The organism is Pseudocitrobacter sp. 2023LY-00077 (assembly GCF_055796175.1).
Genome location: NZ_JBSPEI010000010.1, coordinates 214,383 through 237,007 on the forward strand (window position 1 = coordinate 214,383; position 22,625 = coordinate 237,007).

General features: G+C 54.6%; 23 protein-coding genes. 15 read left to right on the forward strand and 8 right to left on the reverse strand.

What is annotated here, in order from left to right; genetic code table 11:
• Positions 1 to 59: 59 nt before the first annotated feature.
• The 11 genes from skp to tilS all read left to right on the forward strand — a co-directional run bounded on the left by skp (position 60) and on the right by tilS (position 13,252).
• Positions 60 to 545, forward strand: coding sequence for a molecular chaperone Skp (gene skp, locus ACWWFX_RS14810; protein ID WP_276221604.1), 486 nt, complete (start codon positions 60 to 62; stop codon positions 543 to 545).
• 3 nt (positions 546 to 548) lie between these two features.
• Complete coding sequence (gene lpxD, locus ACWWFX_RS14815) at positions 549 to 1,574, forward strand: UDP-3-O-(3-hydroxymyristoyl)glucosamine N-acyltransferase (protein WP_456147182.1); 1,026 nt, start codon at positions 549 to 551, stop codon at positions 1,572 to 1,574.
• 145 nt (positions 1,575 to 1,719) lie between these two features.
• On the forward strand, positions 1,720 to 2,175 hold the full coding sequence (gene fabZ / locus ACWWFX_RS14820) for a 3-hydroxyacyl-ACP dehydratase FabZ (protein WP_015965836.1): 456 nt from the start codon (positions 1,720 to 1,722) through the stop codon (positions 2,173 to 2,175).
• 3 nt (positions 2,176 to 2,178) lie between these two features.
• Positions 2,179 to 2,967: an acyl-ACP--UDP-N-acetylglucosamine O-acyltransferase gene (lpxA, locus tag ACWWFX_RS14825; RefSeq protein ID WP_276221599.1), complete on the forward strand. Its 789-nt coding sequence runs from the start codon at positions 2,179 to 2,181 to the stop codon at positions 2,965 to 2,967.
• The gene (lpxB, locus tag ACWWFX_RS14830; RefSeq protein ID WP_276221597.1) at positions 2,967 to 4,115 is read left to right on the forward strand and encodes a lipid-A-disaccharide synthase; all 1,149 of its coding nucleotides are present in this window, start codon (positions 2,967 to 2,969) and stop codon (positions 4,113 to 4,115) included. The genes lpxA and lpxB overlap by 1 nt, the downstream gene beginning before the upstream one ends.
• Positions 4,112 to 4,708 carry a ribonuclease HII gene (rnhB, locus tag ACWWFX_RS14835; protein ID WP_149463183.1) on the forward strand — a complete coding sequence of 199 codons (597 nt, stop codon included), beginning with the start codon at positions 4,112 to 4,114 and terminating at the stop codon, positions 4,706 to 4,708. Before lpxB ends, rnhB begins: the two co-directional genes overlap by 4 nt.
• A gap of 39 nt (positions 4,709 to 4,747) precedes the next feature.
• Positions 4,748 to 8,230 (forward strand): DNA polymerase III subunit alpha, encoded by a 3,483-nt coding sequence (gene dnaE, locus ACWWFX_RS14840; RefSeq protein ID WP_276221593.1) that lies wholly within the window; start codon positions 4,748 to 4,750, stop codon positions 8,228 to 8,230.
• A 12-nt stretch (positions 8,231 to 8,242) separates the two neighbouring features.
• Positions 8,243 to 9,202 carry an acetyl-CoA carboxylase carboxyl transferase subunit alpha gene (gene accA / locus ACWWFX_RS14845; RefSeq protein WP_276221591.1) on the forward strand — a complete coding sequence of 320 codons (960 nt, stop codon included), beginning with the start codon at positions 8,243 to 8,245 and terminating at the stop codon, positions 9,200 to 9,202.
• A 104-nt stretch (positions 9,203 to 9,306) separates the two neighbouring features.
• Complete coding sequence (gene ldcC / locus ACWWFX_RS14850) at positions 9,307 to 11,460, forward strand: lysine decarboxylase LdcC (RefSeq protein WP_276221589.1); 2,154 nt, start codon at positions 9,307 to 9,309, stop codon at positions 11,458 to 11,460.
• 45 nt (positions 11,461 to 11,505) lie between these two features.
• Positions 11,506 to 11,895: a VOC family protein gene (locus ACWWFX_RS14855; RefSeq protein WP_473224136.1), complete on the forward strand. Its 390-nt coding sequence runs from the start codon at positions 11,506 to 11,508 to the stop codon at positions 11,893 to 11,895.
• Positions 11,896 to 11,956: 61 nt separating this feature from the next.
• On the forward strand, positions 11,957 to 13,252 hold the full coding sequence (gene tilS / locus ACWWFX_RS14860) for a tRNA lysidine(34) synthetase TilS (protein WP_473224137.1): 1,296 nt from the start codon (positions 11,957 to 11,959) through the stop codon (positions 13,250 to 13,252).
• A 16-nt stretch (positions 13,253 to 13,268) separates the two neighbouring features.
• On the opposite strand, the gene rof is transcribed toward tilS, so the two are convergent.
• Both rof and ACWWFX_RS14870 read right to left on the reverse strand, forming a co-directional pair.
• A complete protein-coding gene (rof, locus tag ACWWFX_RS14865; RefSeq protein WP_015965827.1) occupies positions 13,269 to 13,529 on the reverse strand; it encodes a Rho-binding antiterminator in 261 nt (86 codons plus the stop codon).
• Positions 13,516 to 13,716 carry a YaeP family protein gene (locus ACWWFX_RS14870; RefSeq protein WP_015965826.1) on the reverse strand — a complete coding sequence of 67 codons (201 nt, stop codon included), beginning with the start codon at positions 13,714 to 13,716 and terminating at the stop codon, positions 13,516 to 13,518. Before ACWWFX_RS14870 ends, rof begins: the two co-directional genes overlap by 14 nt.
• Positions 13,717 to 13,910: 194 nt before the next feature.
• On the opposite strand from ACWWFX_RS14870, the gene ACWWFX_RS14875 reads away from it, so the two are divergent.
• From ACWWFX_RS14875 to nlpE, 3 genes are read left to right on the forward strand one after another with little or no spacing between them, the layout of a single operon-like run.
• Positions 13,911 to 14,456 (forward strand): YaeQ family protein, encoded by a 546-nt coding sequence (locus ACWWFX_RS14875; RefSeq protein ID WP_473224138.1) that lies wholly within the window; start codon positions 13,911 to 13,913, stop codon positions 14,454 to 14,456.
• Positions 14,453 to 14,866, forward strand: a complete 414-nt coding sequence (gene arfB, locus ACWWFX_RS14880) for an alternative ribosome rescue aminoacyl-tRNA hydrolase ArfB (protein WP_231825321.1) — start codon at positions 14,453 to 14,455, stop codon at positions 14,864 to 14,866. Before ACWWFX_RS14875 ends, arfB begins: the two co-directional genes overlap by 4 nt.
• Positions 14,867 to 14,903: 37 nt before the next feature.
• A complete protein-coding gene (gene nlpE, locus ACWWFX_RS14885; protein WP_456147186.1) occupies positions 14,904 to 15,602 on the forward strand; it encodes an envelope stress response activation lipoprotein NlpE in 699 nt (232 codons plus the stop codon).
• A gap of 83 nt (positions 15,603 to 15,685) precedes the next feature.
• Here the strand turns inward: nlpE and proS are convergent, their stop codons facing one another.
• From proS to metN, 6 genes are all read right to left on the reverse strand, one after another.
• Complete coding sequence (gene proS / locus ACWWFX_RS14890) at positions 15,686 to 17,404, reverse strand: proline--tRNA ligase (protein WP_276221578.1); 1,719 nt, start codon at positions 17,402 to 17,404, stop codon at positions 15,686 to 15,688.
• Positions 17,405 to 17,515: 111 nt separating this feature from the next.
• Positions 17,516 to 18,223 (reverse strand): tRNA (N6-threonylcarbamoyladenosine(37)-N6)-methyltransferase TrmO, encoded by a 708-nt coding sequence (tsaA, locus tag ACWWFX_RS14895; protein WP_276221576.1) that lies wholly within the window; start codon positions 18,221 to 18,223, stop codon positions 17,516 to 17,518.
• Positions 18,220 to 18,624, reverse strand: a complete 405-nt coding sequence (gene rcsF / locus ACWWFX_RS14900) for an Rcs stress response system protein RcsF (RefSeq protein ID WP_015965820.1) — start codon at positions 18,622 to 18,624, stop codon at positions 18,220 to 18,222. Before rcsF ends, tsaA begins: the two co-directional genes overlap by 4 nt.
• Positions 18,625 to 18,732: 108 nt before the next feature.
• Positions 18,733 to 19,548 (reverse strand): methionine ABC transporter substrate-binding lipoprotein MetQ, encoded by an 816-nt coding sequence (gene metQ, locus ACWWFX_RS14905; RefSeq protein WP_149463200.1) that lies wholly within the window; start codon positions 19,546 to 19,548, stop codon positions 18,733 to 18,735.
• A gap of 241 nt (positions 19,549 to 19,789) precedes the next feature.
• Positions 19,790 to 20,443 carry a methionine ABC transporter permease MetI gene (locus ACWWFX_RS14910; protein WP_015965818.1) on the reverse strand — a complete coding sequence of 218 codons (654 nt, stop codon included), beginning with the start codon at positions 20,441 to 20,443 and terminating at the stop codon, positions 19,790 to 19,792.
• Positions 20,436 to 21,467: a methionine ABC transporter ATP-binding protein MetN gene (metN, locus tag ACWWFX_RS14915; RefSeq protein ID WP_231825319.1), complete on the reverse strand. Its 1,032-nt coding sequence runs from the start codon at positions 21,465 to 21,467 to the stop codon at positions 20,436 to 20,438. The genes ACWWFX_RS14910 and metN overlap by 8 nt, the downstream gene beginning before the upstream one ends.
• Positions 21,468 to 21,656: 189 nt before the next feature.
• Here metN and gmhB point away from each other — a divergent pair, with 189 nt between their 5' ends.
• The gene (gene gmhB, locus ACWWFX_RS14920) at positions 21,657 to 22,220 is read left to right on the forward strand and encodes a D-glycero-beta-D-manno-heptose 1,7-bisphosphate 7-phosphatase (protein ID WP_276221570.1); all 564 of its coding nucleotides are present in this window, start codon (positions 21,657 to 21,659) and stop codon (positions 22,218 to 22,220) included.
• Positions 22,221 to 22,625: the final 405 nt, after the last annotated feature.

Consider the following 22,625-nt stretch of genomic DNA (forward strand, 5'->3'; position numbering starts at 1 on the left):
TTCGGGCCACACAAAAAACGGTACCTTCGGGTACGCATGGGATGGTAAGGAGTTTTATTGTGAAAAAGTGGTTAGTAGCTGCAGGTTTAGGTTTAGCAATGGCTGCGTCTGCTCAGGCAGCAGATAAAATCGCAATTGTTAACATGGGCAACCTGTTCCAACAAGTTGCACAGAAAACCGGTGTTTCCAGCACGCTGGAAAATGAGTTCAAAGGCCGTGCCGGCGAACTTCAGCGTATGGAAGGCGACCTGCAGTCTAAAATGCAGCGTCTGCAATCCATGAAAGCAGGTGCAGACCGCACCAAGCTGGAAAAAGACATCACTTCTCAGCGCCAGACTTTCGCACAGAAAGCTCAGGCATTTGAGCAGGATCGCCAGCGTCGTACCAACGAAGAGCGCGGCAAACTGGTTACTCGTATCCAGACTGCTGTGAAATCTGTTGCAAGCAGCCAGAGCATCGACCTGGTTGTTGACGCTAACGCCGTTGCATTCAACAGCAGCGATGTTAAAGACATCACCGCTGATGTACTGAAACAGGTTAAATAAGTAATGCCTTCAATTCGACTGGCTGATCTCGCGCAGCAGTTGGATGCGGAATTACACGGTGATGGCGATATCGTCATCACCGCTGTCGCGTCCATGCAAACCGCGACCACAGGCCATATTACGTTCATGGTGAATCCTAAATACCGTGAGCACCTGGCCGCTTGCCAGGCCTCTGCAGTCGTCATGACCGCAGACGATCTTCCTTTTGCCAAAAGCGCGGCGCTGGTAGTGAAGAATCCCTACCTGACTTACGCCCGTATGGCCCAAATTTTAGATACCACGCCGCAACCGGCGCAGGATATCGCGCCCAGCGCAGTCATCGATCCTACGGCGACGCTCGGCAAAAACGTCTCTATCGGCGCCAACGCGGTGATAGAATCGGACGTTGTGCTTGGCGATAACGTGGTGATTGGCGCAGGCTCTTTCGTCGGTAAAAAGACGAAAATCGGTGCCGGCTCGCGTCTGTGGGCAAACGTCAGTATTTACCACGACATCGAGATCGGTGAGAATTGCCTGATCCAGTCCAGCACCGTGATCGGCGCGGATGGTTTTGGTTATGCCAACGATCGCGGTAACTGGGTGAAGATTCCACAATTAGGTCGCGTGATTATTGGCGATCGCGTGGAGATCGGCGCTTGTACTACCATTGACCGTGGCGCACTTGACGATACGGTGATCGGCAACGGTGTTATCATTGATAACCAGTGCCAGATTGCGCACAACGTGGTGATTGGCGACAATACCGCCGTCGCCGGCGGCGTCATTATGGCCGGTAGCCTGAAAATTGGCCGTTACTGCATGATTGGCGGTGCCAGCGTCATTAACGGACACATGGAAATTTGCGACAAAGTGACAGTAACCGGCATGGGTATGGTGATGCGCCCGATTACTGAGCCTGGCGTCTATTCTTCTGGTATTCCGCTTCAGCCGAATAAGGCGTGGCGTAAGACAGCAGCACTGGTGATGAATATTGATGATATGAGCAAGCGCCTGAAAGCTGTAGAGCGCAAGATCAATCAACAAGACTAAACAGTCACCCACATTGGATTGTCGCCGAATTGACTGGGCTAAGCCCTGTGATGACGGAGCGACATTTATCGGCCTGTCGGCTTTCTGAAAATCCGGCAGGCCGTGTTATTATTGCCATTCAGTATATTTTGACAGGAAGAGTATTTTGACTACCGACACTCATACTCTGCACATTGAAGAGATTTTAGAACTTCTGCCGCACCGTTACCCGTTCTTACTGGTTGATCGCGTGCTGGATTTTGAAGAAGGTCGTTTTCTGCGCGCAGTGAAAAACATTTCCGTAAATGAGCCGTTTTTCCAGGGGCACTTCCCTGGTAAGCCGATTTTACCTGGCGTGCTGATTCTGGAAGCGATGGCGCAGGCGACCGGTATTCTGGCGTTCAAAAGCGTGGGTAAACTGGAACCAGGCGAACTTTACTATTTCGCAGGTATCGACGAAGCGCGCTTCAAGCGCCCGGTTGTGCCTGGCGATCAGATGATTATGGAAGTCACCTTCGAGAAAACCCGTCGCGGCCTGACTCGCTTTAAAGGCGTTGCGCTGGTTGACGGCAAGGTTGTTTGCGAAGCGACTATGATGTGTGCGCGTAGCCGGGAGGCCTGATCCGTGATTGATAAAACCGCCTTTATCCATCCTACCGCCATTGTTGAAGACGGTGCCGTTATCGGTGCTAACGTTCACATTGGCCCGTTTTGTATTGTGGGGTCCAACGTCGAAATCGGCGAAGGTACCGTACTGAAGTCTCACGTTGTAGTTAACGGCATCACCAAAATTGGCCGTGATAACGAGATTTATCAGTTCGCCTCCATCGGTGAAGTGAACCAGGATCTGAAATATGCTGGCGAACCAACCCGTGTGGAGATTGGCGATCGCAACCGCATTCGCGAAAGCGTCACCATTCATCGTGGCACAGTACAGGGCGGTGGATTGACGAAGGTGGGTAGCGATAACCTGCTGATGATCAACGCGCACGTCGCGCATGATTGCCAGCTCGGCGATCGCTGTATCCTTGCCAACAACGCCACGTTGGCAGGACACGTTACGCTCGACGACTACGTAATTATCGGCGGTATGACTGCGGTCCATCAGTTCTGCATCATTGGTGCACACGTGATGGTTGGCGGTTGTTCCGGCGTTGCGCAGGACGTTCCACCGTTCGTGATCGCGCAGGGCAACCATGCCACGCCGTTTGGGGTGAACATCGAAGGTCTGAAACGTCGCGGCTTTAGCCGTGAGGCGATTACTGCTATCCGTAATGCGTATAAGGCGTTGTACCGTAACGGTAAAACGCTGGATGAAGCGAAAGCTGAAATCGCTGAACTGGCTGAGCAGTACCCGGAAGTTAAAGCGTTTACGGAATTCTTCGCGCGTTCAACTCGCGGTCTGATTCGTTAATGACTGAGCAGCGTCCATTAACGATTGCCCTGGTCGCCGGAGAAACTTCCGGCGATATTCTTGGCGCTGGCCTGATCCGTGCTCTTAAAGCGCGGATTCCCAATGCGCGGTTTGTCGGCGTTGCCGGCCCGCGTATGCAGGCTGAAGGCTGTGAAGCCTGGTATGAAATGGAAGAGCTGGCGGTGATGGGGATTGTCGAAGTCCTCGGGCGCCTGCGTCGTCTGTTACACATTCGTGCCGATCTCACAAAGCGTTTTACTGAGCTGCAACCCGATGTTTTCGTCGGCATTGATGCCCCGGATTTCAACATCACGCTTGAGGGCAACCTGAAGAAGCAGGGCATTAAAACCATTCACTATGTCAGCCCGTCCGTCTGGGCCTGGCGACAGAAACGCGTTTTCAAAATAGGCAGAGCCACCGATCTGGTGCTCGCATTTCTGCCTTTCGAAAAAGCGTTTTACGACAAATTTAACGTTCCCTGCCGCTTTATCGGACACACCATGGCCGACGCCATGCCGCTGGACCCCGATAAAAATGCGGCGCGGGATGTGCTGGGTATTCCGCACGATGCGCACTGTCTGGCTTTGCTGCCGGGCAGCCGTGGCGCGGAAGTGGAAATGCTCAGCGCTGATTTTCTGAAAACGGCGCAAATCCTGCGTCATCACTATCCGGATCTGGAAGTGGTGGTCCCGCTGGTAAATGCCAAACGCCGTGAACAGTTCGAACGCATTAAGGCCGAGGTTGCGCCGGATCTCCACGTTCACTTGCTGGATGGCATGGGACGTGAAGCGATGGTTGCCAGCGATGCGGCACTGCTGGCCTCTGGCACAGCGGCGCTGGAATGCATGCTGGCAAAATGCCCGATGGTGGTGGGCTATCGCATGAAACCGTTCACCTTCTGGCTGGCGGAACGACTGGTTAAAACTGATTATGTGTCGCTGCCTAACCTGCTCGCCGGGCGCGAGCTGGTGAAAGAGCTGTTGCAGGATGAATGCCAGCCGCAGGCGCTGGCTGATGCGTTACTGCCGCTGCTGGCGAATGGCAAAACCAGCCACGCTATGCACGACACTTTCCGCGAACTGCATTTGCAAATCCGCTGTAATGCCGATGAGCAGGCAGCTGACGCGGTTCTGGAGTTAGCACGATGATTGAATTTGTGTATCCGCACACCCATTTAGTGGCTGGTGTGGATGAAGTTGGCCGTGGCCCGCTGGTCGGCGCCGTGGTGACTGCGGCGGTGATCCTCGATCCCGCCCGCCCGATTATTGGGTTGAATGATTCTAAAAAGCTGAGCGAAAAACGCCGTCTGGCGCTGTTTGATGAAATCAAAGAGAAAGCGCTCTGCTGGAGCCTGGGCCGCGCAGAACCCCATGAAATCGATGAATTGAACATTTTGCATGCCACGATGCTGGCGATGCAGCGTGCTGTTGCCGGGTTAAGCATCGCACCGGAATACGTGCTGATCGATGGCAACCGTTGCCCTGCGTTACCGATGCCTTCAATGGCGGTGGTGAAGGGCGACAGCCGGGTGGCGGAAATCAGCGCCGCATCTATCATTGCGAAAGTGACGCGCGACGCCGAAATGGCTGCCCTTGATGGTATATTTCCGCAGTACGGCTTTGCCCAGCACAAAGGTTACCCAACCGCTTTTCATCTGGAAAAGCTGGCAGAATACGGTGCCACCGAGCACCACCGACGCAGTTTTGGCCCGGTCAAACGGGCGCTGGGTCTGGTATCCTGACTCTATCTACGCCCTCAGTAAGCAACGCGGGATCTAACAATGGCTGAACCACGTTTCGTACACCTTCGGGTGCACAGTGACTACTCCATGATCGATGGCCTGGCGAAAACGGCACCGCTGGTGAAAAAGGCGGCGGCGTTAGGCCAGCCTGCACTGGCGATCACCGATTTCACCAACCTGTGTGGTCTGGTGAAGTTCTATGGTGCGGGCCATGGCGCGGGGATCAAACCGATCGTTGGGGCCGATTTCCACGTGCAGTGCGATCTGCTTGGCGATGAAATGACGCAGCTCACCGTGCTGGCGGCCAATAATACGGGCTACCAGAATCTGACGCTGCTGATTTCGCGCGCCTATCAGCGTGGCTACGGCGCCGCTGGCCCGTGGATCGATCGCGACTGGCTGGTCGAACTGAAAGAGGGATTGATACTGCTCTCCGGTGGTCGCATGGGCGATGTCGGGCGCTGCCTGCTGCGTGGCAATATGCCGCTGGTTGAGGAGTGCGTCTCGTTCTATGAAGAACATTTCCCGGATTGCTATTTTCTCGAACTGATTCGTACCGGTCGCCCGGACGAAGAACCTTATCTGCATGCCGCCGTTGAGCTGGCGGAAGCGCGTGGCCTGCCGGTCGTGGCAACCAATGACGTCCGTTTCCTCGAAACCGGTGACTTTGACGCGCACGAAATTCGCGTCGCCATCCACGATGGCTTTACGCTCGATGACCCGAAACGCCCGCGTAACTATTCACCGCAGCAGTATATGCGCAGCGAAGAGGAGATGTGCGAGCTGTTTGCCGACATCCCGGAAGCGCTGGAAAATACCGTAGAGATCGCCAAGCGCTGTAACGTCACGGTGCGTCTGGGTGAATACTTCCTGCCGCAATTCCCGACCGGGGATATGAGCACCGAAGACTTCCTGGTCGCCAAATCCCATGAAGGCCTGGAAGAGCGTCTGGCGTTTCTGTTCCCGGACGAGGAAGAGCGTAAAAAACGCCGTCCGCCGTATGATGAACGTCTGGAAACAGAACTTAAAGTTATCAACCAGATGGGCTTCCCTGGTTACTTCTTGATCGTGATGGAGTTTATCCAGTGGTCAAAAGATAACGGCGTGCCGGTCGGCCCGGGGCGTGGTTCCGGTGCGGGCTCGCTGGTGGCGTATGCGCTGAAAATTACCGACCTCGATCCGCTGGAATTTGACCTGCTGTTCGAACGTTTCCTTAACCCGGAACGTGTCTCAATGCCTGACTTCGACGTTGACTTCTGTATGGAGAAACGCGACCGGGTTATCGATCACGTGGCGGAAATGTACGGTCGCGATGCGGTATCGCAGATCATCACCTTCGGTACGATGGCGGCAAAAGCGGTTATCCGCGACGTTGGGCGCGTGCTCGGTCATCCGTACGGCTTCGTCGATCGCATCTCTAAACTGGTGCCGCCCGATCCGGGTATGACGCTGGCGAAAGCGTTTGAAGCGGAACCGCAGCTGCCAGAAATCTACGAAGCGGACGAAGAAGTTAAAGCGCTGATCGACATGGCGCGTAAGCTGGAAGGGGTCACCCGTAACGCCGGTAAGCACGCCGGTGGTGTGGTGATCTCGCCGACTAAAATCACCGATTTTGCGCCACTTTACTGTGATGAAGCGGGTCAGCACCCGGTTACCCAGTTCGATAAAAGCGACGTTGAATACGCCGGGCTGGTGAAGTTCGACTTCCTTGGCCTGCGTACGCTGACTATCATCAACTGGGCGCTGGAGATGATCAACGCCCGCCGCGAGAAGCACGGCGAACCGCCGCTGGATATCGCCGCCATTCCGCTGGATGACAAGAAAAGCTTCGATATGCTGCAACGCTCGGAAACCACGGCGGTGTTCCAGCTTGAATCGCGCGGCATGAAAGACCTGATTAAACGTCTGCAGCCTGACTGCTTCGAAGATATGATTGCACTGGTGGCCCTGTTCCGTCCGGGCCCGTTGCAATCAGGGATGGTAGATAACTTTATCGACCGTAAGCATGGTCGCGAAGAAATTTCCTATCCGGACGTACAGTGGCAGCACGAATGCCTGAAACCGGTACTGGAGCCGACCTACGGCATTATCCTGTACCAGGAACAGGTGATGCAGATTGCCCAGGAACTCTCTGGCTATACCCTTGGCGGCGCGGATATGCTGCGTCGTGCGATGGGTAAGAAGAAGCCCGAAGAGATGGCCAAGCAGCGCGGCGCGTTTGAAGAAGGCGCGAAAAAACGCGGTGTTGACGGCGAACTGGCGATGAAAATCTTTGACCTGGTGGAGAAATTCGCCGGTTACGGGTTTAACAAATCTCACTCCGCCGCTTATGCGTTGGTCTCCTACCAGACGCTGTGGCTGAAAGCGCACTACCCGGCAGAGTTTATGGCGGCGGTAATGACCGCGGATATGGACAACACCGAGAAGGTGGTCGGTCTGGTGGATGAGTGCTGGCGCATGGGGCTGAAAATCCTGCCGCCTGACATTAACTCCGGTTTATATCATTTCCACGTTAATGATGACGGGGAAATCGTGTATGGTATCGGCGCGATTAAGGGCGTCGGTGAGGGGCCGATTGAGGCTATCATCGAAGCGCGTAACAATGGCGGCTATTTCCGCGAACTGTTCGACCTGTGCGCGCGCACTGATACCAAAAAACTGAACCGTCGCGTGCTGGAAAAACTGATCATGTCCGGGGCGTTCGACCGGCTTGGCCCGCACCGCGCGGCGTTGATGAACTCGCTTGGCGATGCGCTGAAAGCGGCGGATCAACACGCGAAGGCAGAAGCCATCGGGCAGGCCGATATGTTTGGCGTGCTGGCGGAAGAACCAGAGCAAATTGAACAGTCCTACGCCAACTGCCAGCCGTGGCCGGAACAGGTGGTGCTGGATGGTGAACGGGAAACGTTGGGTCTGTACCTGACGGGCCACCCGATTAACCAGTATTTAAAAGAAATTGAGCGCTATGTCGGAGGCTACAGGCTAAAAGACATGCATCCGACAGAACGTGGTAAAGTGACCACGGCTGCGGGGCTCGTCATTGCGGCGCGGGTAATGGTCACCAAGCGCGGCAATCGTATCGGCATCTGCACGCTGGATGACCGTTCCGGGCGTCTCGAAGTCATGTTGTTTACCGAGGCACTGGATAAATACCAGCATTTGCTGGAAAAAGACCGCATACTTATCGTCAGCGGACAGGTCAGCTTTGATGACTTCAGCGGCGGGCTTAAAATGATGGCCCGCGAAGTTATGGATATTGACGAAGCCCGGGAAAAATACGCTCGCGGGCTTGCTATCTCGCTGACGGACAGGCAAATTGATGACCAGCTTTTAAACCGACTCCGTCAGTCTCTGGAACCCCACCGCTCTGGGACAATTCCAGTACATCTCTACTATCAGAGGGCGGATGCACGTGCGCGGTTGCGTTTCGGTGCAACGTGGCGTGTCTCTCCGAGCGATCGTTTACTTAACGATCTGCGTGGCCTTATTGGTTCGGAGCAGGTGGAACTGGAGTTTGACTAATACAGGAATACTATGAGTCTGAATTTCCTTGATTTTGAACAGCCGATCGCAGAGCTGGAAGCGAAAATCGATTCTCTGACTGCGGTTAGCCGTCAGGATGAGAAACTGGATATTAACATCGACGAAGAAGTGCATCGTCTGCGCGAAAAAAGCGTAGAGCTGACGCGCAAAATCTTTGCCGATCTCGGCGCATGGCAGGTAGCCCAACTGGCGCGCCATCCGCAGCGCCCGTACACCCTGGATTATGTCCGCCTGGCGTTTGATGAATTTGACGAACTGGCCGGCGACCGCGCTTATGCTGACGATAAAGCTATCGTGGGCGGGATCGCGCGTCTGGATGGACGTCCGGTGATGATCATTGGTCATCAGAAAGGCCGTGAAACCAAAGAAAAAATCCGTCGCAACTTCGGTATGCCAGCACCAGAAGGTTACCGTAAAGCCCTGCGTCTGATGGAGATGGCCGAGCGCTTCAACATGCCGATCATCACCTTCATCGACACCCCGGGTGCATACCCTGGCGTGGGCGCGGAAGAACGCGGTCAGTCTGAAGCGATTGCGCGTAACCTGCGTGAAATGTCACGTCTGAGCGTGCCGGTTATCTGTACCGTTATCGGTGAAGGTGGCTCCGGCGGCGCGCTGGCGATCGGCGTGGGTGATAAAGTGAATATGCTGCAGTACAGCACCTATTCGGTGATTTCACCGGAAGGCTGTGCGTCTATTCTGTGGAAAAGCGCGGATAAAGCCCCGCTGGCCGCAGAAGCGATGGGCATCATTGCCCCGCGTCTGAAAGAGCTGAAGCTGATTGACTCTATCATTCCAGAACCGCTGGGCGGCGCGCACCGCAACCCGGAAGTGATGGCGGCATCGCTGAAAGCACAACTGCTGGAAGATCTGGCCGATCTTGACGTGCTGAGCAAAGACGACCTTAAAAATCGTCGTTATCAGCGCCTGATGAGCTACGGCTACGCGTAAGCGGTTAATCAGATATTTGCTAAAAAAGGGTCACATTGCGTGACCCTTTTTTTTATCTGTGATTTAGCTGGGCTATGATTAGCTAACATTTCCAGGAGGAGCGCATGAATATAATCGCCATTATGGGGCCGCACGGCGTCTACTACAAAGACGAGCCTATCAAGGAGCTGGAAAGCGCGTTACTCGCGCAGGGCTTCAAAATTATCTGGCCGCAAAACAGCGCTGACCTGCTGAAATTCATCGAACATAACCCGCGTATCTGCGGCGTTATCTTCGACTGGGACGAATACAACGTTGACCTGTGTAGCGAGATCAATCAACTAAACGAATATCTCCCGCTTTACGCCTTCATTAACACCCATTCGACGATGGACGTCAGCGTCCACGATCTGCGGATGGCGCTGTGGTTCTTTGAATATGCGCTGGGGCAGTCTGGCGATATCGCCACCCGCATCCGCCAGTACACCGATGAGTACCTGGATAACATTACGCCTCCGTTCACCAAAGCGCTGTTTACCTATGTGAATGAGGGTAAATACACCTTCTGTACGCCCGGTCATATGGCGGGAACGGCGTATCAAAAAAGCCCGATTGGTTGCCTGTTCTATGATTTCTTTGGCGCCAATACGCTGAAGGCGGATGTCTCGATTTCCGTCACCGAGTTGGGTTCGCTGCTCGATCACACCGGCCCGCATCTGGAAGCGGAAGAGTATATTGCCCGCACCTTTGGCGCAGAACAGAGTTATATGGTGACCAACGGGACCTCGACGTCGAACAAAATTGTCGGCATGTATGCTGCACCGGCGGGCAGCACGTTGTTGATTGACCGTAACTGCCATAAATCACTCGCCCATTTGCTGATGATGAGTGATGTAGTGCCATTGTGGCTGAAGCCAACCCGGAACGCGCTCGGTATTCTCGGGGGGATCCCGCGGCATGAATTTACCCGCGACAGCCTGCAACAGAAAGTTGATGCGACTAAAAACGCACAGTGGCCGGTGCATGCGGTGATCACGAATTCCACCTACGATGGCCTGCTGTATAACACCAACTGGATCAAGCAAACGCTGGATGTGCCGTCGATTCACTTCGACTCGGCGTGGGTGCCGTATACCCACTTCCACCCAATTTATCAGGGCAAAAGCGGCATGAGCGGCGAGCGCGTGCCGGGGAAAGTGTTCTTCGAAACGCAATCGACGCATAAAATGCTGGCCGCGCTGTCGCAGGCTTCGCTTATTCACATCAAAGGCGACTACGATGAAGATACCTTCAACGAAGCCTTTATGATGCACACCTCGACATCGCCGAGTTACCCGATTGTCGCCTCAATCGAAACGGCAGCGGCGATGCTGCGCGGCAATCCTGGAAAGCGTCTGATCACCCGTTCGGTGGAGCGTGCGTTGCATTTCCGCAAAGAGGTTCAGCGACTGCGTGAAGAGTCGGATAGCTGGTTCTTTGACATCTGGCAGCCGGAAGAGATCGACGAAGCGGAATGCTGGCCGGTCTCGCCGGGGGAAGACTGGCATGGATTTGCCGATGCCGACAGCGATCATATGTTCCTCGATCCGGTCAAAGTGACCATCCTGACGCCAGGTATGGACGAGCAGGGCAACATGAGCGACGAGGGTATTCCTGCGGCGCTGGTGGCGAAATATCTCGATGAGCACGGCGTGGTGGTGGAGAAAACCGGGCCGTATAATCTACTGTTCCTGTTTAGCATCGGTATTGATAAAACCCGGGCAATGGGCCTGCTGCGCGGGTTAACGGAGTTCAAGCGCGCCTACGATCTTAATCTGCGGGTGAAAAACATGCTGCCGGATCTCTACGCGGAAGATCCGGATTTCTACCGCAATATGCGTATTCAGGATCTGGCGCAGGGGATCCACAAACTGATCCGCCAGCACGATCTGCCGCGTTTAATGCTGCGTGCGTTTGACGTGCTGCCGGAAATGAAGATGACGCCGCATCAGGCATGGCAGCGTCAGATTAAAGGCGACGTTGAAACGGTGGCGCTGGAAGAAGTCGTGGGGCGCGTTTCCGCTAATATGATCCTGCCGTATCCGCCGGGCGTGCCGCTGTTGATGCCGGGCGAGATGATCACCGAAGAGAGCCGCTCGGTGCTCGATTTTCTGCTGATGCTGTGCTCGGTCGGGCGTCACTATCCGGGCTTCGAGACGGATATTCACGGTGCGAAGCGTGATGAGAACGGCGTTTACCGGGTTCGAGTCTTAAAAAGCGGCGAAGGGGTTGCGCGTTAAGCCCCGGCACAGGTAACGTGCTGAAAACGATAAAGGAGAATAAGAATGCTGGGTTTAAAACAGATTCACCATATTGCCATTATTGCGACCGACTACGCGAAGAGTAAGGCATTCTACTGCGACATTCTGGGGTTTACCCTGCAGAGTGAGTTTTATCGCGGAGAGCGCGATTCCTGGAAGGGCGATCTGGCGCTGAACGGGCAGTATGTGATTGAGCTGTTTTCGTTCCCGTTTCCGCCCGCGCGTCCAAGCCGCCCGGAAGCCTGCGGCCTGCGTCATCTGGCCTTTAGCGTGGACAATCTCGATGCAGCGGTCGCGCATTTGCAGGCACATGGCGTAACCTGCGAAGCGATTCGCGTTGATCCGTTTACGGACAAGCGCTTTACCTTTTTTAATGACCCTGACGGCCTGCCGCTGGAACTGTACCAGCAGTAGGGCTTGCAACCCTGAGTCCGGCCCGGTAACGTGCCGGGCTTAGCCTTCTAATGACAACATCATGACGACGCCTGCTTTCACTTCATCCCTTGAGCCTCACCGCCAGTTTCTGGTGGCCTTCAGCGGTGGCCTGGACTCCACGGTATTGCTGCATCAGCTGCTCTGCTGGCGGCGGGAAAATCCATCCGTCACGCTGCGGGCAATACATATTCACCACGGCCTGAGTCAGCACGCGGATGCCTGGGTTGCCCATTGCCAGCAGCTGTGTACAGCGTGGAATGTCCCGTTACAGGTTGTGCGCGTGACGCTGGCGCAGGATGGTCTGGGAATTGAAGCGCAGGCCCGGCAGGCGCGTTATCAGGCATTCAGTGAAGCGTTACAGGATGGCGAGGCGCTGGTTACGGCGCAGCATCTGGACGATCAGTGTGAAACCTTCCTGCTGGCGCTCAAACGCGGAAGCGGCCCGGCGGGGCTTTCCGCCATGCCCGCCTGCATGCCGTTTGCGAGCGGGTATCTGCTTCGCCCCTTACTGAATGCATCGCGTGCTTCACTGCTGGCGTGGGCGCAAGTGCACCAGCTCTCATGGATTGAAGATGAGAGCAATCAGGATGATGCCTACGATCGAAACTTCCTCCGTTTACGTGTCGTACCGCTGCTCAGCGAGCGCTGGCCCCATTTTGCACAAGCCACGGCCCGTAGCGCGGCGCTCTGTGCTGAACAGGAGCAACTGCTGGATGAACTGCTGGCCGGGGAACTGATCCGCCTGGTGACGCCGGAAGGCGCGCTGAATCTGTCGCCGATGCTAACTATGAGCGCCCCGCGCCGCGCCGCACTGTTACGCCGTTGGCTGGCATTACATCATGCGGCTATGCCGTCGCGCGATATGCTGACGCGCATCTGGCAGGAAGTTGTCGAGGCGCGCGAGGATGCGGCCCCGTGCCTGCGCCATGGCGATCACGAGATTCGTCGCTATCAGCAACAACTTTGGTGGGTGAAAACGCGCGTATCGCCGGGGGATAAAACGTTTCTCTGGCCTGATATTGCGCAGTGCCTGAGTTTACCCGTTGGAGACGTGCGTTTGGTTTCGGGGGGCGATATCCGTCCACCGCACGAAAATGAAATCGTCACCATTCGTTTTAAAGCCCCAGGCACGCTTCACATCGTGGGGCGCAACGGTGGTCGCAAGCTGAAAAAAATCTGGCAGGAACTGGGTGTCCCGCCGTGGCTGCGCGACACCACGCCGCTGCTGTTTTATAACGATGTGTTGGTGGCAGCGGCGGGGCGGTTTGTGACGCAGGAAGGGGCGATAACGCCAGGAACCGGTTTACAGCTGGAATGGAAAAAAACGGGCAGCTAAGCTGCCCGTTGTTCACTCAGGATTCGCTCACCACGACGGTGCCGATTTGCGGATGGCTGAAGCTGGTAATGCGGTCGAGGCGCACTTCGCGGCTCTCTCCGCCAGCTTCAAGGACCAGATACTCTACGTTTTTGCGTGAGAGCAGGTCGCTGGCTTTCGCTTGCAGCACTTCGCCGTCTTTAAGTTCCAGCGTCAGCACGAGGTGATGCTGGCAGGCGAGCTCGAGATTGTCATAGTCATCACAATTGATAGGTTGATAGGTCTCATTCATTGACATAATCGCTCACCAGTAAGTTTGCCGCCGCATAGGCCGCTTTTTCCCTGATCGACTCTGAAAGGGCGCTATCCGCCGCAACTTCGTTCAATACTTTCAGTACACAACCCAGCGCATCCGGGATGTACCCTAAATCTCCGCTGGCAATTTCCGCATAGCGTTGACGAATCAACTCACAATAATTGTCCACATGCCCTCCTGTCAGCGTTCTGACTCAACCGTGGATGCAAGTTAAGCCTACGAAGATAAACTCTGTTTAGCAAGGTGACTATATCATACTCATTTAAGCATTATCAGCAGGATGAATGTCGGCTCCTGTAAATCCCGACAGCCTTTTACCGTTGATTTCGTTACAATGAGCGCCATTTTTACAGGAGCTAATGTATGGCACTGAAAGCGACAATTTACAAGGCGGTGGTCAATGTGGCCGACATCGACCGCAACCAGTTTCTCGATGCGTCCCTGACGCTGGCACAGCATCCGTCCGAAACGCAGGAACGCATGATGCTACGCCTGCTGGCGTGGATTAAATATGCCGATGATCGTCTCCAGTTCACCCGTGGCCTGAGCGCCGATGATGAGCCGGAAATCTGGCTGCGTAACGACCATCTGGGCATCGATCTGTGGATTGAACTCGGCCTGCCGGACGAGCGCCGCATCAAGAAAGCGTGCAGCCTGGCGAAGGAGGTAGCGCTGTTCACCTATAACAGCCGCGCGGCTGAAATCTGGTGGCAACAAAACCAGAGCAAACTGGCGTCATTCGATAAACTGAGCGTCTGGTATCTGGATGATGAGCAGCTGGCGAAGCTCAGCGCCTTTGCCTCTCGCACCATGACGCTTCAGGCGACGCTGCAGGAAGGCGCGATTTGGTTATCGGATGCTCAGAATAATCTGGAAATTCATTTTACGCCGTGGCAGCAACCGGCATGATTGTTCTCTCACGGGCGGTCAGTATCCCGGATGAAGAGATAACCATTACCGCCATCCGGGCGCAGGGGGCGGGGGGCCAGCACGTCAATAAGGCCTCGACGGCTATCCATTTGCGTTTCGATATCCGCGCTTCCAGCCTGCCGGACTATTATAAAGAGAAGCTGCTGGCAGCCAGTCACCACTTAATTTCTGCCGACGGTGTGTTTATCATTAAAGCGCAGGAGTATCGCAGTCAGGAGATGAACCGCGAAGCGGCGATTGCGCGGCTGGTGGCTGTCATTAAGGAATTAACGACAGAACAGAAAAGTCGTCGTGCAACCCGGCCAACGCGCGCGTCCAAAGAACGCAGGCTGAATGCCAAAGCGCAAAAATCGAATGTAAAAACATTGCGTGGCAAGGTGAACTACTAACGACTGCGGACGTAATAAGAAATCAAAGAGGGAATTGATGGTGAAAAAAGCAATATTGACGATAGCTGCCGCCGGTATGCTGTTTGCACTGTTTGGGTGTAACAATCGTGCGGAAGTGGAAACACTGGCCCCGGCCCAAATGGCGGAGTTGAAACCGATGCAGCAAAGCTGGCGCGGTATTTTACCTTGCGCCGATTGCGAAGGGATTGAAACCTCGCTGTTCCTCGCCAAAGATGGCACGTGGGTAATGAATGAACGCTATCAGGGCGTGGCAAAAGAGCCGTCATCGTTCGCCAGCTATGGCACCTGGGCGCGTACCGCCGGGAAGCTGGTGTTAACCGACAGTAAAGGCGAGAAGTCCTGGTATCGGGTGAAAGGTGATAACCTGGAGATGCTCGACCAGGAAGGAAACCCGATTGAGTCCACGCTTAACTACACGCTGGCGCCGGTGAAGGCGAGCCTGCCGACAACGCCAATGGCGATGCGCGGGATGTATTTCTACATGGCGGATGCGGCAATCTTTACCGATTGCGCCACAGGCAAGAAGATGGCGGTGGCCAGCAATGCGCAGTTAGAACGTGATTATGCGGTGGCGCGTGGCACGGAAACTAAGCCTGTACTGCTGGTGGTGGAAGGGCATTTCACCCTCGAAGCTAACCCGGATACGGGCGAGATGGTGAAAACGTTACAACCGGACAGCAACACGAAGTTTATTCCGGGGAAAGATTGTAACTGATCCGGCCTGTAGGTCGGGTAAGCGCAGCGCCACCCGACAAAAAAGCCCCGCAATCGCGAGGCTTTTTCATAACTTAACCCGAATTAGCCTTTGATGGCTTTCACCAGGTAATCGACGATATCGCCGGTTTTAATCAGCTGTTTCTCGCCGTTGCGACGGTATTTGTATTCGATATCGTCGTTGTCGAGGTTACGGTCGCCCAGCACGATGGTGTGCGGAATACCGATCAGCTCCATATCCGCGAACATTACGCCCGGACGCTCTTTACGGTCGTCCATCAGCACTTCGATACCCTGCGCACGCAGCTCAGCGTACAGCTTCTCAGCCAGCTCCTGCACGCGGTAGGATTTGTGCATATTCATCGGCAGAATCGCTACCTGGAACGGTGCGATAGCTTCTGGCCACAGGATCCCACGGTCATCAAAGTTCTGCTCGATCGCCGCCGCCACCACGCGAGTTACCCCGATACCGTAGCAGCCCATGGTCAGGATCTGGTTACGGCCATCTTCGCCCTGTACGGAGGCTTTCATCGCTTCGGAGTACTTGGTACCCAACTGGAAGATGTGACCGACTTCGATACCACGTTTAATCAGCAGCGTACCTTTACCATCCGGGCTCGGGTCGCCGGCAACCACGTTACGGATATCCGCAACTTCAGGCGTCGCGACATCACGATCCCAGTTGATACCGAAGTAGTGTTTACCGTCAATGTTAGCGCCAGCACCGAAGTCGCTCATTACCGCAACGGTACGATCGATAACCATCGGAATCGGCATGTTTACCGGGCCGAGAGAGCCTGGGCCTGCGTTAACGACAGCACGGATTTCTTCTTCGGTCGCGAAGGTCAGCGGGCTGGCAACCTGCGCCAGTTTCTCTGCTTTGACTTCGTTCAGTTCGTGGTCACCGCGTACCAGCAGAGCAACCAGTGGAGATTTGCTGCCTTCCGCCGCTTTTACCAGCAGCGTTTTGACGGTTTTTTCGATCGGCAGATTAAACTGCTCAACCAGCTCGGCGATAGTTTTTGCGTTCGGTGTATCAACCAGCGTCATTTCCTGAGTGGCGGCAGCGCGCGGTTCTTTCGGCGCAACGGCTTCAGCAAATTCGATGTTAGCGGCGTAATCGGATGAGTCAGAGAAGATCACGTCATCTTCGCCACTCTGCGCCAGCACCTGGAATTCGTGGGATGCGCTACCGCCGATAGAACCGGTATCAGCCTGCACAGCACGGAAATCCAGACCCATACGGCTGAAGATTTTGCTGTAAGCGGCGTACATGGCGTCGTAGGTTTCCTGCAGGGATTCCTGAGAAGTGTGGAAAGAGTAGGCATCTTTCATCAGGAATTCACGGGAACGCATCACACCGAAACGCGGGCGGACTTCATCACGGAATTTCGTCTGGATCTGATAGAAGTTCAGCGGCAGTTGTTTGTAAGAGCTGAGCTCATTACGAATCAGGTCGGTGATCACTTCTTCGTGAGTTGGGCCGAGTACGAACGGACGATCGCCACGGTCTGCAATACGCAGCAGTTCCGGGCCATATTGTTCCCAGCGACCACTCTCTTGCCACAGTTCAGATGGCTGAACCACCGGCATTAACACCTCGATAGCACCGGCGTTGTTCATCTCTTCACGCACGATGTTTTCGACTTTTTTCAGGACGCGCACGCCGGTCGGCAGCCAGGTGTATAACCCGGAGGCCAGCTTGCGGATCATCCCGGCGCGCAGCATCAGCTGGTGGCTGATAACCTCGGCGTCGGCAGGTGTCTCCTTCAGAGTGGAGAGCAGGTATTGGCTAGTACGCATGTTGTTACGGTTCCAGTTGGACGATCGAACAGGCTCAAATCAAGCCTGATGCAAAAAAAAGTGATTTAGTTTACCAGCGAGAAGGGGATGTCAAAAGAGAGTGTAGCGAATTTACCTGGCTTCCAGCGCAAAGACTTCAAAGCCTGCGGGCGTTACGCGCCAGCGCACGTTGAAATCAAGGAGCCACACGGCGTAGGTTTTCCCTTCTTCTTCATTCTTACGGTAGGCCGGACGCGGGTCCTGCGCCAGTACTTCATGGATAAACTGCTGTAGTCGCGGGTAGCGTTTTTCCAGGGATAAAATTTGTTGCTGCACTTCACGGGTAAACGCGATATCGACAGCGGCCTGCGGCGCGTCCTGCGCATAGCTGGCGTTGGCGTGCGGCAGGGCTTCGGCAAACGGCAGATAGGGTTTGATATCCACCACCGGCGTGCCGTCCACTAAATCCAGGCTACCCAGTTCGAGGATCACCTGGTCTTTGTGGGTGCGGATCCCCCGCAGCTCAACCAGCGACATGCCGATGGGATTCGGGCGAAAGGTCGAACGCGTAGCGAAGACGCCCATGCGGGCATTGCCGCCCAGACGAGGAGGGCGAACCGTGGGGCGCCAGCCGCCTTCCATCGTCTGATGGAAAACAAACAGCACCCATAAATGGCTGAACCCTTCCAGGCCACGAACGGCGTCGGCCTGGTTATAAGGCGCAATCAAGTGAAGTTCGCCGCCGCCGCTTTTCACCAGACCTGGCTGGCGCGGTACAGCGAACTTCTCTCTATACGGCGAGCGGATAATGCCTATCTGCTCGAACTGGAAGGTGCTCATTTCGCCGAAACGTTAAGCGCCGAACCGATACATACGGCCTGACGATAGCAGCCTGGCGTACCGCTGGTGACTTCGCAGCTGTGCAGCAGAACCGCATTCGCTTTCATTTTAGAGGCGTTGATCTGCATACGCTTGCGGGCGGTCGGGATGTTTGGCGGAGAGTCCTGATTGGTTGCCTGGCAGGAATCGCCGGAGACTTCACCTAAATCGCGGAAAGGTTTGCCGACCAAATCTTCCGCCTTGGTGTAGATTCTCACCGGGGTGGCGCGGACAGGTTTTGGTTTTACGGTTTCCGTTTTAGGCGTAGACGCGGTGCTTTGAACAGGTTCAACGGGAGATCTGTTTAGCATCGAACAGCCGCCTAACATCAGTGCTATTAAACAGATCGGTAAAGCACGCATAGTATTTCCTCGAATTATGATAGACCAGCGCTTATTGAATCAGGTGCTTGCAGAAATGACAAGACGGGCATGCGCCCGTCCTGAAAGATAGTGCTTAGCGGGGGTAACTTACCAGCCTTTTACCGCGCCACCGTTGAAGACTTTGTTTGCGGCTTCGTACACTTCGTCAGACTGGTAAGCCTCAACGAATTTCTTCACGTTTTCCGCGTCTTTGTTATCTTCGCGAGTTACGATCAGGTTAACGTACGGGGAGTCTTTGTCTTCAACAAAGATGCCGTCTTTTGCCGGGGTCAGGCCAATCTGGCTGGCGTAAGTGGTGTTGATTACCGCCAGCGCGATTTGCGCGTCATCCAGAGAACGTGGCAGCTGCGGCGCTTCCAGTTCAACAATCTTCAGGTTTTTCGGGTTCTCGGTGATATCCAGAACGGTTGGCAGCAGGCCAATACCGTCTTTCAGTTTAATCAGACCCACTTTCTGCAGCAGCAGCAGGGAACGGCCAAGGTTGGTCGGATCGTTAGGTACGGCAACCTGAGAACCTGGCTGCAGTTCGTCCAGCGATTTAACTTTTTTCGAGTAGCCCGCGATAGGGTAAACGAAGGTCGCGCCAACGGAGACCAGTTTATAGCCGCGGTCTTTGATCTGCTGATCGAGATACGGTTTGTGCTGGAAGGCGTTTGCATCGATGTCGCCTTTGCTCAGCGCTTCGTTAGGCAGCACGTAGTCATTGAAGGTCACCAGTTCTACGTCCAGGCCGTATTTTTCTTTCGCCACTTTCTGGGCAACTTCAGCAACCTGCTGTTCTGCGCCGACAATCACGCCGACTTTGATGTGGTTGGGATCTTTCTCGTCCTGACCGCAACCCGCCAGTGCCAGAGTACCGATCAGAGCGCCGACCGCCGCAAAAGTTTTAAACTTAAACGCCATGTTATTTCCTTAATTCTTCGAGTTGTGTTGTCTATACTCTTCATCCTTCAAGTTGCTTCTGTGTTGGCTGCGGATTACTCGGCTCATCCATGAGCCTCGCCCTTACGGGCCACCGCTTTGCGGTGTTCAAATCTGTTCCTGACAGATTTGTCGCTCACCCCAGTCACGTACTTATGTACGCTCCTGGGGATTCACTCTCTTGCCGCCTTGAAGCAACTCGAATGATTTTGAGTATATTACGTTATTTATGAGTCACAGTCCGAACGATGCGATCGCCAGATAGCTGAATTAAATAAACCAGAACGACCAGTAATACCAGTACTGTATTCATTACCGTCGCGTTATAGCCAATATAACCGTACTGGTAGCCAATCTGACCCAGACCACCTGCGCCGACGGCACCGCCCATCGCGGAATAACCAACCAGCGTAATCAGCGTGATGGTTGCGGCATTCACCAGGCCAGGCAGCGCTTCCGGCAGCAGAACCTTACGGACGATCTGCATCGGCGTGGCGCCCATTGCGCGGGAGGCTTCAATCAACCCGGTCGGGATTTCCAGCAGGGCGTTTTCAACCATACGGGCGATAAACGGCGCAGCGCCAACGGTCAGCGGAACGATAGCCGCCTGCAAACCGATTGACGTGCCGACGATCACGCGGGTAAACGGAATCATCCACACCAGCAAGATAATAAAAGGAATAGAACGGAAGATGTTTACCAGCGCTGACAAAATGCGGTAGAGCTTTGCGTTCTCAATAATTTGCCCCGGACGCGTGACATACAGCAGCACGCCCGCCGGTAAGCCGATTACAAAACCGAAAAAGCCGGACACAAAGGTCATCGCCAGCGTTTCCCAGACGCCGCGCGCCAGTAACCACATCATTGGCTCAGACATAACCCAGTACCTCTACTTTTACATGGTGTTGTTGCAGCCAGGCAATGGCGGCTTGTGTATCGTTTTGTTCGCCGTGCATTTCAGTCAGCATAATGCCGAACTTCACGCCGCCGGCGTAATCCATCTGCGCGCTAATAATGTTGTTGTTGACGTTGAAGCGACGGGCGGTCTCTGAGAGCAGCGGCGCATCAACGGATTGGCCGGTGAACTCCAGGCGCAGCATCGGCACGCTGTCGGCGAACGGTTCGGCTTTCAGGCGCGCCTGATAGTCATCCGGAATGTCCAGATGCAGCGTGGACTGAATAAACTGTTGCGCCAACGGGGTTTTCGGATGGGAGAAGACTTCGCTCACCGTATCCTGTTCAATCAGCTCACCGTTACTGATGACGGCCACGCAATCGCAGATGCGCTTCACCACGTCCATTTCATGGGTGATGAGCAGGATAGTCAGCCCCAGACGGCGGTTAATGTCTTTCAGCAGTTCGAGAATCGAGCGGGTGGTCGCCGGGTCCAGCGCGCTGGTGGCTTCATCGCACAGCAGCACTTTCGGGTTGCTTGCCAGTGCGCGGGCAATCGCCACGCGCTGTTTCTGGCCGCCGGAGAGATTTGCCGGGTAGCTGTCATGTTTATCGCCAAGACCGACCAGATCAAGCAGCTCGGTGACGCGACGTTTCACTTCCTCTTTAGAGGTGTTGTCCAGCTCCAGCGGTAATGCCACGTTACCAAAAACGGTACGGGAGGAGAGCAGGTTAAAGTGCTGGAAAATCATGCCAATTTGACGGCGTGCTTTGGTCAGCTCACCTTCAGAAAGCGCGGTCAGCTCCTGGCCGCCTACTTCAACGCTTCCCTGGGTTGGGCGCTCAAGCAGGTTCACGCAGCGAATCAGCGTACTTTTACCCGCGCCGGATGCGCCAATGACGCCGTAAATCTGCCCGGCAGGAACATGCAGGCTAACGTTGTTCAACGCCTGTATGGTGCGGTTCCCCTGCTGGAACACTTTGGTGATATTCGAAAGTTTAATCATTAGACTATTTATTATCGCTTATGGGTTTGCCGTGGCATTTTCTTCTGCCAGAAACGGTCGATAGCCGTCAACTGAACGGATGTTAAGGCATCCAGACGTCTAAATCAATCCGGCTTTGTACGATCAGCACTTTATTGCCCGTCGAAACATGAGATACTAGCGTCACACGCCTTATTCAGGAGCAACACGGTGGCAAAGTCTGTACCCGCTATTTTTCTCGATCGTGATGGCACGATTAATGTCGATCATGGTTACGTCCATGAAATAGATGATTTCGAATTTATCGATGGCGTTATTGATGCCATGCGTAAATTAAAAGAAATGGGTTATGCGCTGGTGCTGGTGACTAACCAGTCCGGGATTGCGCGCGGCAAATTTACCGAAGCGCAGTTTGAAACCCTGACTGAGTGGATGGACTGGTCGCTGGCCGATCGCGGTGTTGACCTGGATGGCATCTATTATTGCCCGCATCACCCGCAGGGAACGGTAGAAGAGTATCGCCAGGTGTGTGATTGCCGTAAACCGCATCCGGGCATGTTCAAATCCGCCCAGGAGTATCTGCACATCGATATGGCTTCTTCTTATATGGTGGGCGATAAACTGGAAGACATGCAGGCCGCTGCGGCAGCTAATGTCGGCACGAAGGTTCTGGTTCGCACCGGCAAGCCGGTAACAGAGGAAGCGGAACAGACGGCAGATATCGTGATTAACAGCCTTGCAGACCTGCCTGCGCTGGTTAAATCGCATAGCTAAGCCCTGTTTAAATGGCGGATTGTGGATAACTCTGTGGGCAAGTGGGTATAAAGTGGGGTGTTGCTGTGGAATGCAGCAGTCAGTCATTTTTCTGTCATTTTTCTATTGCGGCCTACAGAGAACTCCCTATAATGCGCCTCCATCGACACGGCGGATGTGAATCACTTCACACAAACAGCCGGTTCGGTTGAAGAGAAAAATCCTTAAAAATGGGGTTGACTCTGAAAGAGGAAAACGTATTATACGGGACCTCGCAACGGTGAGCGTAAAGCCGCGTTGCAACTGCTCTTTAACAATTTATCAGACAATCTGTGTGGGCACTCAATGATACGGATTCTTAACGTCGCAAGACGATAAATGAATACCAAGTCTCTGAGTGAACACGTAATTCATTACGAAGTTTAA

Excerpts from the sequence above, each read along its gene's own strand:
- ACWWFX_RS14875 (WP_473224138.1), top strand. The coding sequence starts at position 13,911 with ATGGCACTGAAAGCGACAATTTACAAGGCGGTGGTCAATGTGGCCGAC.
- ACWWFX_RS14910 (WP_015965818.1), bottom strand. The coding sequence starts at position 20,443 with ATGTCTGAGCCAATGATGTGGTTACTGGCGCGCGGCGTCTGGGAAACG.
- metQ (WP_149463200.1), bottom strand. The coding sequence starts at position 19,548 with ATGGCGTTTAAGTTTAAAACTTTTGCGGCGGTCGGCGCTCTGATCGGT.
- tilS (WP_473224137.1), top strand. The coding sequence starts at position 11,957 with ATGACGACGCCTGCTTTCACTTCATCCCTTGAGCCTCACCGCCAGTTT.
- dnaE (WP_276221593.1), top strand. The coding sequence starts at position 4,748 with ATGGCTGAACCACGTTTCGTACACCTTCGGGTGCACAGTGACTACTCC.
- rcsF (WP_015965820.1), bottom strand. The coding sequence starts at position 18,624 with ATGCGTGCTTTACCGATCTGTTTAATAGCACTGATGTTAGGCGGCTGT.
- ldcC (WP_276221589.1), top strand. The coding sequence starts at position 9,307 with ATGAATATAATCGCCATTATGGGGCCGCACGGCGTCTACTACAAAGAC.
- rof (WP_015965827.1), bottom strand. The coding sequence starts at position 13,529 with ATGTCAATGAATGAGACCTATCAACCTATCAATTGTGATGACTATGAC.
- rnhB (WP_149463183.1), top strand. The coding sequence starts at position 4,112 with ATGATTGAATTTGTGTATCCGCACACCCATTTAGTGGCTGGTGTGGAT.
- accA (WP_276221591.1), top strand. The coding sequence starts at position 8,243 with ATGAGTCTGAATTTCCTTGATTTTGAACAGCCGATCGCAGAGCTGGAA.
- arfB (WP_231825321.1), top strand. The coding sequence starts at position 14,453 with ATGATTGTTCTCTCACGGGCGGTCAGTATCCCGGATGAAGAGATAACC.
- lpxB (WP_276221597.1), top strand. The coding sequence starts at position 2,967 with ATGACTGAGCAGCGTCCATTAACGATTGCCCTGGTCGCCGGAGAAACT.
- metN (WP_231825319.1), bottom strand. The coding sequence starts at position 21,467 with ATGATTAAACTTTCGAATATCACCAAAGTGTTCCAGCAGGGGAACCGC.
- nlpE (WP_456147186.1), top strand. The coding sequence starts at position 14,904 with ATGGTGAAAAAAGCAATATTGACGATAGCTGCCGCCGGTATGCTGTTT.
- proS (WP_276221578.1), bottom strand. The coding sequence starts at position 17,404 with ATGCGTACTAGCCAATACCTGCTCTCCACTCTGAAGGAGACACCTGCC.
- lpxD (WP_456147182.1), top strand. The coding sequence starts at position 549 with ATGCCTTCAATTCGACTGGCTGATCTCGCGCAGCAGTTGGATGCGGAA.
- ACWWFX_RS14855 (WP_473224136.1), top strand. The coding sequence starts at position 11,506 with ATGCTGGGTTTAAAACAGATTCACCATATTGCCATTATTGCGACCGAC.
- tsaA (WP_276221576.1), bottom strand. The coding sequence starts at position 18,223 with ATGAGCACCTTCCAGTTCGAGCAGATAGGCATTATCCGCTCGCCGTAT.